This is a genomic window from Herbaspirillum sp. C7C8 (assembly GCF_022627875.1).
Lineage (GTDB): Bacteria > Pseudomonadota > Gammaproteobacteria > Burkholderiales > Burkholderiaceae_D > Herbaspirillum.
The window spans coordinates 172,065-185,204 of the sequence record NZ_JABXGG010000001.1 but is presented as its reverse complement, the minus strand read 5'-3'; the positions used below and the strand labels follow the sequence as shown (position 1 = coordinate 185,204).

Genomic DNA, 13,140 nt, shown 5'->3' with positions numbered 1-13,140 from the left:
GGCAGCGCCGACAAGTGGCAAGTGGCAAGTGTCCCAAATTCGCCGGCTTTCTGCTGGCGGATTACCGGGGCAATCGCCCTCCAATTGCGGGCTATGGCGGGTCGTCGGGTAGGAGAGAGAGGCCGGGTGAGCTGCAAGCGGGGCCAGCGCTTTTCTTTTACACTACCGGGACATCAGACAACTGATGCGCTCGCCAAGCCGGCCATGACCGGTTCTTCATCCACCGCATGCAGCTGCATGCGCCACCACGGAGTCTTCCTGATGAGTTTCGCCATTCCCGCCCCCGCCCAGGCCACCGTTGCGGTGGTCGGCGGTGCGCCGTTCCCGGTTCGCCGCATCTATTGCGTAGGTCGCAACTATGCCGCCCACGCCCGCGAGATGGGGCATGACCCTGACCGCGAGCCGCCGTTCTTCTTCATGAAGCCGGCTGACGCCGTCGTGCCGACCGATGCCGTGGTGCCGTATCCGGCGGCGACGGCGGACTATCATCATGAGATCGAACTGGTAGTGGCACTGTCCGGCGGAGGGCGCGATATCCCTGTGGAGAAGGCGCTGGAACTGGTCTTTGGCTACGCCGTCGGCCTGGACATGACCCGCCGCGACCTGCAGGCGCAGGCCAAGAAACTGGGGCGCCCCTGGGACATGGCCAAGGGTTTCGACCAGTCCGCACCTTGTGCGCCCATCGTGCCGGTGGCCCAGTGCGGGCATCCGGACAAGGGTGCCGTCTGGCTCAAGGTCAACGGCGAGGTACGTCAGCAGGGCGATCTCTCGGACCTGATCTGGAACGTGGCCGAGACCATTTCCTATTTGTCCGGCCTGGTCGAGCTGTTCCCCGGCGACCTGATCTACACCGGCACCCCCGAAGGCGTGGGTGCGGTGATCAAGGGTGACCAGTTGCAAGGGCATGTGGACGGCTTGCCGGACATCAACATCACCATCGGCTGAACACCCTGGAGGTGAGGGCGCTGCGGCTTCTTCGCAGCGCTGCACAGGCCCTCGGTACCGGGCGGAAACCAAACTGTCATGAAGCCGGCGGCGATGCGGCGTATAATACGGAGTTCCGCAAGGAATTCCGGGCATTGCAAGTCGTCCGCCCGGTCAGCATCGTTTTTGGCGTTTGCATCATCCGAAGCGCCCGGCTGCGCAGCAATTGGCCGGTTCGCCCGTAACACTTCAACACAGAAAGCAATCAGAACCCGTGCGCATGCACCCCATGCACCGGAGCCGCCTGGCGGCTGCCGCGGCGCTGTCGCACCGTTCGCAATAAACCATGTCCGACACCACGTCCGCGTCCGCAGCACCGGCTGCACCTGCCGTCCGCTTTGAAGATTTCGGCCTCTCGCCCGATATTCTGAAGGCCTTGTCCGAACAAGGCTACGTCCATCCGACTCCGATCCAGGCCCAGGCCATTCCAGTGGTGCTGCAAGGCCGGGACGTGATGGGCGCAGCCCAGACCGGCACCGGCAAGACCGCCGGTTTCTCCCTGCCGATCATCCAGCGCCTGCTGGCGCATGCCAGCCACAGCGCTTCCCCCGCCCGTCATCCGGTGCGCGCCCTGATCCTGACCCCGACCCGCGAGCTGGCCGACCAGGTGGCCGAGAATGTGAAGGCTTATTCCCGCTTCACCCCGCTGCGCTCCACCGTGGTCTTCGGCGGCGTCGACATGGCACCCCAGACCGCCACCCTGCGTGCCGGTGTGGAAATCGTCATCGCCACCCCGGGCCGCTTGCTGGACCACGTGCAGCAGAAGACGGTCAACCTGTCGCAGACCCAGATCCTGGTCATGGATGAAGCCGACCGCATGCTGGACATGGGCTTCCTGCCGGATCTGCAGCGCATCATCAACCTGTTGCCCAAGCAGCGCCAGAACCTGCTGTTCTCGGCCACCTTCTCGCCCGAGATCAAGAAGCTGGCCGCCAGCTTCCAGAACAATCCGGTGACCATCGAAGTCGCGCGCAGCAATGCCACGGCAGAAAACGTCAGCCAGACCATCTACAAAGTCGAGGAGGCAGCCAAGGCCGATGCTGTGAGCTTCATCATTCGCCAGCGCGAACTGAAGCAAGTGATCGTCTTTTCCAATACCAAGATCGGTGCCTCGCGCCTGGCGCGCACATTGGTGGCCGAAGGTGTGAAGGCTTCTGCCATCCATGGCGACAAGACCCAGTCCGAGCGCATGGCGGCGCTGGAGTCCTTCAAGCAGGGGCAGATCGAGGTCCTGGTGGCCACCGATGTGGCCGCCCGTGGTCTGGACATTGCCGAACTGCCTTGCGTCATCAACTACGATCTGCCCTACAACGCCGAAGACTATGTGCACCGTATTGGCCGTACCGGTCGCGCGGGCGCCTCTGGTGACGCCATCTCGCTGTTCTGCGACAAGGATGAACGCCTGCTGGTCGATATCGAAAAGCTGATCAAGAAGAAGTTTGAGCGCGCCGAACTGGTCGGCTTTGCCCCGCGTGCCCGTCACGAACGTGGCGAGCGTAGCGAACGCGGTGAGCGCGGTGAACGTCCCGAGCGTGGTGAACGCAGTGAACGTGGTGAGCGCAGCCGCAGCAGTCGCGAAGGCGGCGCACCGGTGGCCCGGCGCGAGAAGGTTGATCCGTGGTTCCTCAAGCCATACGAACCCAGTACCACCGAAACCGTTTCCACCAAGCCGGAGCTGGCGAAGAACAACCGTCCCAAGCCCAAGGTTGCGGCCTTGCTGGGCGGCATCCCCAAGCGCTGATGCGGACATCGGGCCTGGCGTCGATCATGCGCTTGCGCCCGGACCGAAATGCGCTCCCCAGCCGGTGAGCGCCAGGGTCCAGAATCCTTCCCTGTCACGGGCTGCGCCCGTGTCCAGTCCAAGAAAGGCCGCCGCCTGCTGCAAGGCCTGCAGCGGCTGGCCCAGGTCCAGCGCCTGGGCACCGTTCTGCTTGGAAAACTTTTCTCCCGACGCATTCATCAACAGCGGCACGTGCAGGTAGCGCGGCGTCGCATGGCCCAGCAGTCCCTGCAGGTAGATCTGCCGTGCCGTCGAGTCCAGCAGGTCGGCGCCGCGCACGACGTCGGTCACGCCTTGTTCTGCATCGTCTACCACCACGGCTAGCTGATAGGCCCAGAATCCATCGGCTCGCTGCAGCACGAAATCTCCCGCCTCCGAGGCCAGATGCTGGGCCTGCGGCCCCAGCCAGCGATCCGTGAACTGCACCAGCTCGCCCGGCTCACCGGCATCCGGCACGCGCAGTCGCAGCGTGCGTGCCGCTTTGCCGGGCGCCAGGCCCTGGCGGCAGGTGCCGGGATAGAGCGCGGCGCCATCGCTGGCCCTGCCCACCCGTGAATCCGCGATTTCCTTGCGGCTGCAGCCGCAGGGGTAGGCCAGCGCGCCCAGATGCTCGCGTGCAAGCTGATAGCGTGCCTTGCGCTGGCTCTGTACCAGGACCGGTCCATCCGAGTGCATATCCAACGCCGCCAGTGTGGCGACGATGTCGTCGGCCGCGCCGGGCACGGTGCGGGTCTCATCGATGTCCTCGATGCGCAGCAGCCAGCGTCCAGCGTGTACACGCGCATCCAGGTAGCTGGCCAGCGCCGCCACCAGCGAGCCCGCATGCAGCGGACCGGAAGGCGAGGGCGCGAAGCGGCCGACATAGGCATGACCCCTCACATCTGCTCCCGCAGGGGGATCGGTCCGATCAATGATTGCCGTACATGCGGCTGTGCCAGGTACTGGATGAACCATTTGAGCGACTTGCCCTGCTCTGCCTTGGGCCAGGCCACCATGAAGTTGTCGTTGGGTTTGGCCGCCAGGGTCTGCTTTTCCACCAGAGCGCCGGTGGCAAGGTAGGGCGCGGCCCAGATGCGCGGCAGATGGCCGCAACCGAGACCGGCCAGCTGGGCCTGCAGCTTGTCGGCCACGGTGGCCACCGTCAGCGTTTCCTGGCCCGACAGCAGGCCCATGGTCAGTGTCGGCAGGGACTGGCTGTTGTCGCCCACGGCAATGGCCCGGTGGCTGCGCACCAGCTCTGCTGACAAGGGTTCGTCGGCGGCCGCCAGCGGGTGCGTCGGCGCCACTGCAAACACCCAGTCCACCGCACCCAGCTCCTGCATCTGGAAGCGCCCGCTGGTGCGGACCACTTCCGGACCGTCCAGCGTGACCCCGATGACCAGGTTGGCACGGCCTTCGATGAGCTTTTCCCAGGCGCCGGTCAGTACGCCGGGCGTGAAGCGCAGCCGGGTGCCGGATTCTTCACGGTCGAAGGCTTCGATGACCGGCAGCATCTTGTCGAAGGGAATCAGACTGTTGAGCACGATGTGCAATTCGGTCTCGCGTCCGGTGGCGGTGCGCTTGACACGCTGCTCCAGATCGCTGGCGGCCAGCAAAAGGTGTCGGCCTTCCTGCAACAATTGCAGGCCGGCCGGTGTCAACTGGGCCCGGTGGCCGCGACGGTCGAACAGCAGCACATCGAGGTCATCCTCCAGCTTGCGCACGCTGTAGGTCAGGGCCGAGGGCACCCGGTCCAGGGCCACGGCGGCCGCGGCAAAGCTGCCCTTGCGGTCGATCATGTCGAGGATCAGCAGGGATTCCAGGGTGAGGTTCACGTCGAGCTCCGCTTGTTTAAATTTTTTGAATGAACACTACGGATTTTAGACCTTATCTGCGAAAAAGTTAGCCTCTATAGTGACGCCATCGACAAACATTTTGACTAAATCAATTCCGGTTTGGTCCCACTCAAGAAAGAGGTGTTGACATGATGGAACTTCGCAAAGCGAACGATCGTGGCCACGCCAACCACGGTTGGCTGGATTCGTATCACAGCTTTTCCTTCGCGGACTACCATGATCCCAAGCACATGGGCTTCGGTCCGCTGCGGGTGATCAACGAGGACCGCGTGGCCGCAGGGCAGGGTTTTGGTACCCATGGCCACCGTGACATGGAGATCATTTCCTATGTGCTCGAAGGTGAACTTGCGCACAAGGACAGCATGGGCAATGGCAGCGTGATCCGTCCCGGTGACGTGCAGCGCATGAGTGCCGGCACGGGCGTGCGTCATTCGGAGTACAACCACTCCCAAGACGGCACCACGCACTTCCTGCAGATCTGGATCATGCCCGACCGTGCTGGCGCCGAGCCGGGTTACCAGGAAGCGCACTTCTCGGCCGCTGACAAGGACGGCAAGCTGCGTCTGGTGGCCTCGCGCGATGGCCGTGACGGTTCGGTCAGCATGAACCAGGATGCCCAGCTGTACGCCGGCCTGTTCGATGGCGCACAAACGGCCGGGTACACCCTGCCGCCAGGCCGCCTGGGCTATGTACATGTGGCTCGCGGCAAGGTCAGCGTCAATGGCCAGGCGCTGCAAGCCGGCGACGCCGTGAAATTCAGTGCGGTCGACCGCATTGACATCAGCGGCGGCGAGAAGGCTGAAGTGCTCTTGTTCGACCTGCCGCGCTGAGCATTTCAGCGCAGGCAGGGTTGCAGTAGCAAGCCCGCCGGTACCGATCACACCGGCGGTTTTCCCCGCGTCACTTCACTCTCTAGAGAAGGAATTTCGTCATGACCAAAGTTGCCATCGTTTACCACTCCGGCTACGGCCACACCAAGAAGCAGGCCGAAGCCGTGCAGGCTGGCGCGGCAGGCGTTGCCGGCGCCGATGTCGAGCTGATCGCCATCAGTGCCGAAGGCACCATCACCGATGCACAGTGGGCCAGCCTGGATGCGGCCGATGCCATCATCTTCGGTTCGCCGACCTACATGGGCACGGTCTCCTGGCAGTTCAAGAAGTTCGCCGACGCCTCCTCCAAGCCCTGGTTCAGCCAGAAGTGGAAGGACAAGGTCGGTGCCGCCTTCACCAACTCGGCGACCATGAACGGCGACAAGCTCTCGACCCTGCATTACCTGTTCACGCTGGGCATGCAGCACAGCATGGTCTGGGTCGGCACCGGCCTGATGCCTGCCAACAGCAAGGCTGCCCAGCGCAATGACATCAACTTCGTCGGTTCCTTCTCGGGCCTGATGGCGCAAAGCCCGTCGGACTCCTCGCCGGAAGAAGGCCCGCTGCCGGGCGACCTGGAAACAGCCAAGCTGTTCGGTGCGCGCGTGGTGGAAACGGCGGCCAAGTTCAAGAAATAAGATTCATTGTCTGCATTGCAATTCTGAAGATGTAAAAAAGCCGACCTCGCGGGGTCGGCTTTTTCGTTGCCGGGCAGGGCTGCGGTCAGGCGGCGGCAGAACTGGCTTGCTGCGCTGCGCGCTGCCTGGGCGCGCAATGCGGACAGGACTTGCCCGGTACGTAATCCGGCGAGAGCTGTTCACGCGGGGTGACCACGGCGCGGCAGGCGAAGCATTGGGCGGTCTGGGTTTCCTTCAACTCCGGGCTCAGGGCAGTGCGATAGTCGAAAACGAAGCAGTCGCCGTTGTAATGGGCACCGCCGACATCCTCGAAATACTTCAGGATGCCGCCTTCGAGCTGGTAGACATGGTCATAGCCGATGTTCTGCATATGAATTGCAGCCTTTTCGCAACGAATGCCGCCAGTGCAGAAGGTGACCACGGTCTTGCCTTCGAAATCGGCCTTGTGCTCCTCGATCACCTGCGGGAATTCGGTGAACTTGTTGATGCGGTAGTCCACCGTGTTGTCAAACGTACCCACATCGACCTCGAAGCCATTGCGGGTATCCACCATCACCACCGGACGACCTTCGTCGTCGTGCCCCTGGTCCAGCCAGCGCTTGAGTTCCCGGGCTTCCACGAAAGGCGCACGACCCAGCTCAGGCTTGATCAGCGGATGCTTCATGGTGATGATCTCAGCCTTCAGTTTCACCAGCATGCGGGTGAAGGGCTGCTTCTCGGAATAGCTTTCCTTGACGATCAGGTCGGTAAATCGCGCATCGGCGCGCAACCAGGCCAGGAAGGCGTCGATTTCATGGCGCAGGCCGGCCAGGAAGAGGTTGATGCCTTCCGGGCTCAGGATCACGGTGCCACGAAGATTGTTCTTCTGGCAAATTTCAAGGAAAGCCGGACGCTTTTCAGCGGTGTCATCGAAGCTGATGAACTTGTAGGCGGCGATGTTGACGTAGGGGGTCTGCGGGGACTGCATGATGGCGTACTCAACTGTAAGTCTTTGAATCGTCAGCATTATAACCGTGTGGTCCGGGTGGCCGCAGTTATTTGGCGTACGCCTTGAGCTTCTCTGATGCAGATCAAGGCGGTCGGTCGCTTGACCCGGATTGGATTTGTGTAAAGTCTTCATATTTCTCACAAATCGAGATCAAACGGAATCGGTCAGGATCGCAAGCTCCGGTAAAATGGCTACCCTATGACTACCCCGCAATTTGTACACCTCCGTATGCACTCGGAGTACTCCATCGTCGATGGGCTGGTGCGTATCGACGATATCGTCAAGGCCGCCGCCAAGGATGGACAGGCCGCCCTGGCGGTGACCGACCTCGCCAACCTGTTCTGCATGGTGCGTTTCTACAAGGAAGCGCGCGGCAAGGGCGTCAAGCCCATTGCCGGCTGCGACCTGTGGATCACCAACGACGCCGACCGCGAAAAGCCCTTCCGCCTGCTGGTCCTGATCAAGAGTCGTCATGGCTACCTGCAACTGTGTGAAGTATTGTCCCAGGCCTGGCTGAGCAACCAATACAAGGGCCGCGCCGAAGTGCGCATGGAATGGCTGGAGGCGCTGCGCCACCAGGACGGCGGCAACGGCTTGATCGCCCTGTCCGGGGCCGGCATGGGCGACATTGGCCAGGCCATCGACAACGGCAACCTGGCCCAGGCCGAAGCCTGCGCGCGCCGCTGGGCCGAGATTTTCCCCGGTGCTTTCTATCTGGAGCTGCAACGCGCCGGCCAGGCCAACATGGAGCTGCAGGTGCGCCAGAGCGTGGCCCTGGGTGCCAAGCTGGGCCTGCCTTGCGTGGCCACGCATCCGATCCAGTTCCAGAGCCCTGAGGAATTCATCGCCCACGAAGCCCGCACCTGCATCGCCGAAGGCGAGATCATGGCCAATGCGCGCCGGGTGAAGCGCTTCAACGAGCAGCAATATTTCAAGTCGCAGGCCGAGATGGCAGAGCTGTTCGCCGACCTGCCTGGCGCGATTGCCAACACCGTGGAAATCGCCAAGCGCTGCAACCTGGTGCTGCAACTGGGCAAGCCGCAACTGCCGGATTTCCCCACGCCGGACGGCATGAGCATCGACGATTTCCTGGTAGCCCAGACCAAGGCCGGCCTGGAAGTGCGCCTGAAGGAGCTGTTCCCCGACGAAGCCGAACGCGAGAAGCAGCGGCCCCGTTACGAGGCGCGCCTGGAGTTCGAGAACAACACCATCATCAAGATGAAGTTCCCGGGCTACTTCCTGATCGTGGCCGACTTCATCCAGTGGGCCAAGAACAATGGCGTGCCGGTCGGCCCCGGCCGGGGGTCCGGTGCCGGCTCGCTGGTGGCCTATTGCCTGTTGATTACCGACCTCGACCCGCTACGCTACAACCTGCTGTTCGAACGTTTCCTGAACCCGGAACGCGTCTCGATGCCCGACTTCGACATCGACTTCTGCCAGGAAGGCCGCGATCGCGTCATCCAGTATGTGAAGGATCGTTACGGCAAGGAGGCGGTCTCGCAGATTGCCACCTTCGGTACCATGGCCGCCAAGGGCGCGGTGCGCGACGTGGGCCGCGTGCTGGACCTGGGCTACAACTTCTGCGATGGCATCTCCAAGCTGATCCCCTTCAAGCCGGGCAAGCTGGTCACCCTGGCCGACGCCATCGAGGAAGAGCCCCTGTTGAAGGAGCGCCTGGAAAACGAGGAAGAGGTCAAGCAGCTGATGGGCCTGGCCCAGCAGGTCGAAGGCATCGCCCGCAACATCGGCATGCACGCAGGTGGCGTGCTGATCGCGCCCGGCAAGCTGACCGATTTCTGCCCGCTCTATACCCAGGGCGGCGATTCCGGCGTGGTCTCGCAATACGACAAGGACGACGTGGAAGCCGTCGGCCTGGTGAAGTTCGACTTCTTGGGCTTGACCACGCTGACCATCCTCGACCGGGCGGTGCGCTACATCCGCATGCTCGATCCGGCCATGGCCGATTTCGATCTGGCCAAGTTGCCGCTGGATGACCGGCCGTCCTATGAGCTGCTGACCAAGGCCAAGACGGTCGCCGTGTTCCAGCTGGAAAGCCGCGGCATGCAGGGCATGTTGAAGGACGCACGTCCCGACCGCTTCGAGGACATCATCGCCCTGGTGGCGCTGTACCGTCCGGGCCCGATGGACCTGATCCCCGACTTCTGCAAGCGCAAGCACGGCGAAGCCTTCGACTATCCTGACCCGCGTACCGAGGGCATCCTCTCCGAGACCTACGGCATCATGGTCTACCAGGAGCAGGTGATGCAGATGGCGCAGGTGATCGGCGGCTACTCGCTGGGCGGCGCCGACTTGCTGCGCCGGGCGATGGGCAAGAAGAAGGCCGAGGAAATGGCCAAGCACCGTGAACTGTTCCGCGAAGGCGCGGCCAAGAACGGGCTGGACCAGGCCAAGGCCGACGAGATCTTCGACTTGATGGAAAAGTTCGCCGGCTACGGCTTCAACAAGTCGCACGCGGCCGCCTATGCGCTGCTGTCCTACTACACCGCCTACCTGAAGGCGCATCACCCCGCCGCGTTCATGGCCGCCAACTTGTCGCTGGCCATGGAAGATACGGACAAGGTCAAGATCCTGATCGAGGATGCGATCGACATCTGCAAGCTGGCCATCCTGCCGCCGGACATCAACAAGTCCGACTACCGCTTCATGCCGGTGGGCGAGGCGGGCAAGAAGGCCACCCAAATCCGCTATGGCCTGGGTGCCGTCAAGGGTGCCGGGCAGAACGCCATCGAAGCCATCTTGGAGGCGCGCAAGAGCGGCCCCTTCAAGGACCTGTTCGACTTCGCCAAGCGGGTGGACAAGAAGCAGATCAATCGTCGTACTATCGATTCGCTGATTCGCGCCGGTGCCTTCGACTGCTTCAAGGTCGACCGCGCGATTTTGCAGGCCTCGGTCAACCTGGCCTGGGAAAGTGCCGAGCAGGCCGAGAAATCGGCCAACCAGGTCAGCCTCTTCGGCGGTGACGACAGCGACCTGGAAGCGCCGCTGGAATACGTGCAGGTACCGCCCTGGAGCGACAAGCAGCGCCTGACCGAAGAGAAGGGCGCCTTGGGCTTCTATCTCTCCGGCCATCTGTTCTCGGCCTACGAAAAGGAAGTGCGCCGCTTCGTGCGCACCAAGATCGCCAGTCTGGAACCTTCGTGGGAGCCGCGCAGTCTGGCCGGCATCATCACCGGGGTGCGGGTGCAGATGACCCAGCGCGGCAAGCTGGTGATCTGCACGCTCGACGATGGCACGGGCGTGATCGAAGCCACGATCTACAACGAACTCTTCGAGCCCTTCAAGCATCTCATCAAGGAAGATGAATTGCTGGTGGTCTCGGGCAAGGTGTCGGAAGACCGTTTCAATGGCGGCCTGCGGGTGGCCGCCGACAAGGTCATGGACCTGGGCGCGGCGCGCATCCAGTATGGCGTACGCATGGTGGTGTCGCTCAACAAGGCGATCGACCCGAATCACCTGCGCGATACGCTGGCTGCGCATCGCCAGGAGCAGGGCCTGCCCTTCGTGATGAAGTATCGCCAGGCCGATGCGGCCTGCGAGGTGGTGCTGGGCGATGCCTGGCGCGTCAATCCCAGCGACAGTCTGCAGTCGACGCTGGTGGCGTCGTTTGGCAAGGAGGCGGTAGTGGTCGAGTATTGAGGATGTGTGACCAGGAAATCATTGAACAAGAAGCCGGGGAAGGGGCCGGATTTCCACTGATCGCACGTTATCGAAACCAAGGGGGGCCTTGGCCTCCGTCAATTCAAACTATAAACAGGATTCACTTAGATGGGCAGCTTTACCTCGTTCGCAGTCTTTCTCTATTCCGCCATCGCACTGATTGTCCCCAGCGGCTTTTCTGTTGGCGCCATCCTGCTGTCCCTGGGCAGCTTCACGTTGGTCAACAAGCGCATCCGTTCCACCCTGAGCCGGGAAGATCGCCTGCTCATCGCGGTACTGGTGATCTACTTCGTGGTCACCGTGGCCATGCACCTGTTCCACCACGAAAGCCTCAAGGAATATGACCTGCCGCTGCGCTTCCTGCTGGCAGCCATGGCGTTGCTGCTGCTGCGGGCCTATCCGCCGTCACCGGCGAGCTTCTGGTCCGGTCTGATCCTTGGTGGTATCGGCTCGGGACTTTTCGCCGGCTGGCAGTACTTTTCGCATAACCTGCGCGCGACCGGCTACACCAATGCCATCCAATATGGCGACATCAGTTTCATCATCGGTATCCTCTGCCTGACCGGGCTCACCTGGGCGCTGCAGCAGCGCGCGGTACGGATCTGGCTGCCCTTGCTGATCGTGGGCGGTGTCATGGGCCTGTTGGGTTCCTTGTTTACCGGCAGCCGTGGCAGCTGGGTGGGCTTGCCGGCCTGCCTGCTGATCCTGTGTGTGTACTACAGCCGCTCGATCCAGCCGCGTTATGTGTGGGGCGGGCTTGCCGCGCTGATCGCAGCCATCGTCCTGGTCTTCACGGTGTTGCCGAGTTCGGATTACCGGGCGCGCGTGACGCTGGCCTTCTCCGAGGCCATGACCTACATGCACAAGAAAGATGCCGACACCTCCATTGGTACGCGCATGGAAATGTGGCGTACCGGCGCCATGGCGGCGGCGGAGTCGCCGTGGCTGGGTATGGGCAAGGCTGGTTTCGTGGCCTGGGAAAGCAAGCAGATCGAAGCGGGCAAGGTCAATCCGCTCATGTCAGGCAACAATCACGTCTACAACGAATGGCTCGATGCCCTGGTCAAGCGCGGCATCCCCGGCCTGCTGGTGTTGCTGGCACTGTACTTCGTGCCGCTGCGCCTGTTCATCGCTCATCTGAAATCAGCCTCCGAACAGGCCAGGCCCTATGCCGTGGGGGGCATTCTGCTGATCGTCAACTTCATCGGTTTCGGTTTTTCCCAGGTGTTCATGGCGCACAACTCCGGGGTGATGAGCCTGGGCTTTACCATGGTCATCCTCTGGGGGCTGCTGCGCGGCCAGGAAGAGGCGAACTGATCAGCGCCGCAGCTTCCTGCGCACGGCCGTGAGCAGGAAGCGGGCGTTCCAGTACAAACCTCTGGCATAGTGCCCGCGCTTGATCAGGAAGCGCGCATAGACCCGCATTTCCTTGTGGTTCAGCGGTGCCGGGTCCAGTGGCAGGTCGCTCCATGCCGACAGCGCGTGATAGCGCACATACAGCTCGCGCGCCGCATGGCCGCTCCAGTCTATCCAGGGCTTGACCAGCCCGGCGAAGTGGATGATGCGCGCATCACCTACCGGGCTCATGGCCTGGCGGCCTTGCTTGAGATCGGCGATCATGCTGTAGATGTAATTCCACTTCACCGGGATGTAGCGTGCCTGTCCATCCAGCACGATGTTGAGGGCATCCTGGTCGTTGAAGCTCAGTTTCTCCGGATTGGACACCAGGGCAAGGATGGCCAGCTCGCTGACCTTGTTCTTCTCCCAGGCGGGGATGTTGATGTAGAGCATGCCGGCATTGAAGTAACGCGGATGCTTCAGGCCCAGCACCGAATAGCGGCCGTCCCGTCCGTTGGCCGTTTCCCAGCCTACGTCATCGACCACCAGCGCCGTACTGTCCTCCAGATCCATCGTCATCAGTTCTTCCAGGTCGCCCACGCAGAGCATGTCGGCATCCAGGTAGAGCACGCGGTCGGTCTGGTCCTTGAGCGTGGCGGGTACGATCAGGCGGGTGAAGGTGGAGAGCGAATAGTAAGACTTGGCGATCATCTCGGCGAACTCCGCGAAGGTCTCCGGCGCCACCAGATGCGGCACGACCTTGATGTCGGGGTTGGCTTCGATGTTGCGCATCCGGCGCGCATTGTCTTCCGAGATGGCAAAGGCGAAGACGTGGAAGACGAAGCGACGCGACGGATTGTTGGCCACCAGCGAGGCCAGCATGGCCCCCATCGCGCGGAAGTAATGATTGTCGACGCAGAAGGCGACGTGCCACACCTCATCGTTGCGGGAGGAGGTGTGATGCGCTTGATTCTGGAGCATGGTTTCGGAAGAGTTCATGGTTCACCGGGTTGCGTGCACAGGCCTGCGT

At 62.4% G+C, this 13,140-nt stretch carries 10 protein-coding genes; 6 read left to right on the top strand and 4 right to left on the bottom strand.

Annotated elements, in window-relative coordinates:
* Positions 1-261 precede the first annotated feature (261 nt).
* Positions 262-945: a fumarylacetoacetate hydrolase family protein gene (locus tag HWE01_RS00835; RefSeq protein WP_241820857.1), complete on the top strand. Its 684-nt coding sequence runs from the start codon at positions 262-264 to the stop codon at positions 943-945.
* 325 nt (positions 946-1,270) lie between these two features.
* A complete protein-coding gene (locus HWE01_RS00830; RefSeq protein ID WP_241820856.1) occupies positions 1,271-2,725 on the top strand; it encodes a DEAD/DEAH box helicase in 1,455 nt (484 codons plus the stop codon).
* 24 nt (positions 2,726-2,749) lie between these two features.
* On the opposite strand, the gene gluQRS is transcribed toward HWE01_RS00830, so the two are convergent.
* Complete coding sequence (gene gluQRS / locus HWE01_RS00825) at positions 2,750-3,643, bottom strand: tRNA glutamyl-Q(34) synthetase GluQRS (RefSeq protein ID WP_241820855.1); 894 nt, start codon at positions 3,641-3,643, stop codon at positions 2,750-2,752.
* Entirely contained in the window at positions 3,640-4,578 is a 939-nt protein-coding gene (locus HWE01_RS00820; protein ID WP_241820854.1) for a LysR family transcriptional regulator, read from the bottom strand. Before HWE01_RS00820 ends, gluQRS begins: the two co-directional genes overlap by 4 nt.
* A gap of 149 nt (positions 4,579-4,727) precedes the next feature.
* On the opposite strand from HWE01_RS00820, the gene HWE01_RS00815 reads away from it, so the two are divergent.
* Together HWE01_RS00815 and HWE01_RS00810 are read left to right on the top strand one after the other, a co-directional pair.
* Positions 4,728-5,429: a pirin family protein gene (locus tag HWE01_RS00815; protein ID WP_008331323.1), complete on the top strand. Its 702-nt coding sequence runs from the start codon at positions 4,728-4,730 to the stop codon at positions 5,427-5,429.
* A 101-nt stretch (positions 5,430-5,530) separates the two neighbouring features.
* Positions 5,531-6,106 carry a flavodoxin family protein gene (locus HWE01_RS00810; protein WP_241820853.1) on the top strand — a complete coding sequence of 192 codons (576 nt, stop codon included), beginning with the start codon at positions 5,531-5,533 and terminating at the stop codon, positions 6,104-6,106.
* An 85-nt stretch (positions 6,107-6,191) separates the two neighbouring features.
* On the opposite strand, the gene HWE01_RS00805 is transcribed toward HWE01_RS00810, so the two are convergent.
* Positions 6,192-7,073 (bottom strand): sulfurtransferase, encoded by an 882-nt coding sequence (locus HWE01_RS00805; RefSeq protein WP_241820852.1) that lies wholly within the window; start codon positions 7,071-7,073, stop codon positions 6,192-6,194.
* Between the two features lie 219 nt (positions 7,074-7,292).
* Here HWE01_RS00805 and dnaE point away from each other — a divergent pair, with 219 nt between their 5' ends.
* Positions 7,293-10,751: a DNA polymerase III subunit alpha gene (gene dnaE, locus HWE01_RS00800; RefSeq protein ID WP_241820851.1), complete on the top strand. Its 3,459-nt coding sequence runs from the start codon at positions 7,293-7,295 to the stop codon at positions 10,749-10,751.
* 129 nt (positions 10,752-10,880) lie between these two features.
* Positions 10,881-12,089: an O-antigen ligase family protein gene (locus tag HWE01_RS00795; protein ID WP_241820850.1), complete on the top strand. Its 1,209-nt coding sequence runs from the start codon at positions 10,881-10,883 to the stop codon at positions 12,087-12,089.
* Here the strand turns inward: HWE01_RS00795 and HWE01_RS00790 are convergent, their stop codons facing one another.
* Positions 12,090-13,109: a glycosyltransferase family 8 protein gene (locus tag HWE01_RS00790; RefSeq protein WP_241820849.1), complete on the bottom strand. Its 1,020-nt coding sequence runs from the start codon at positions 13,107-13,109 to the stop codon at positions 12,090-12,092.
* Positions 13,110-13,140: the final 31 nt, after the last annotated feature.

Coding starts and splice junctions, on each gene's coding strand:
- HWE01_RS00835 (WP_241820857.1), top strand. CDS start 262: ATGAGTTTCGCCATTCCCGCCCCCGCCCAGGCCACCGTTGCGGTGGTC.
- HWE01_RS00830 (WP_241820856.1), top strand. CDS start 1,271: ATGTCCGACACCACGTCCGCGTCCGCAGCACCGGCTGCACCTGCCGTC.
- HWE01_RS00815 (WP_008331323.1), top strand. CDS start 4,728: ATGATGGAACTTCGCAAAGCGAACGATCGTGGCCACGCCAACCACGGT.
- HWE01_RS00810 (WP_241820853.1), top strand. CDS start 5,531: ATGACCAAAGTTGCCATCGTTTACCACTCCGGCTACGGCCACACCAAG.
- HWE01_RS00805 (WP_241820852.1), bottom strand. CDS start 7,073: ATGCAGTCCCCGCAGACCCCCTACGTCAACATCGCCGCCTACAAGTTC.
- dnaE (WP_241820851.1), top strand. CDS start 7,293: ATGACTACCCCGCAATTTGTACACCTCCGTATGCACTCGGAGTACTCC.
- HWE01_RS00795 (WP_241820850.1), top strand. CDS start 10,881: ATGGGCAGCTTTACCTCGTTCGCAGTCTTTCTCTATTCCGCCATCGCA.
- HWE01_RS00790 (WP_241820849.1), bottom strand. CDS start 13,109: ATGAACTCTTCCGAAACCATGCTCCAGAATCAAGCGCATCACACCTCC.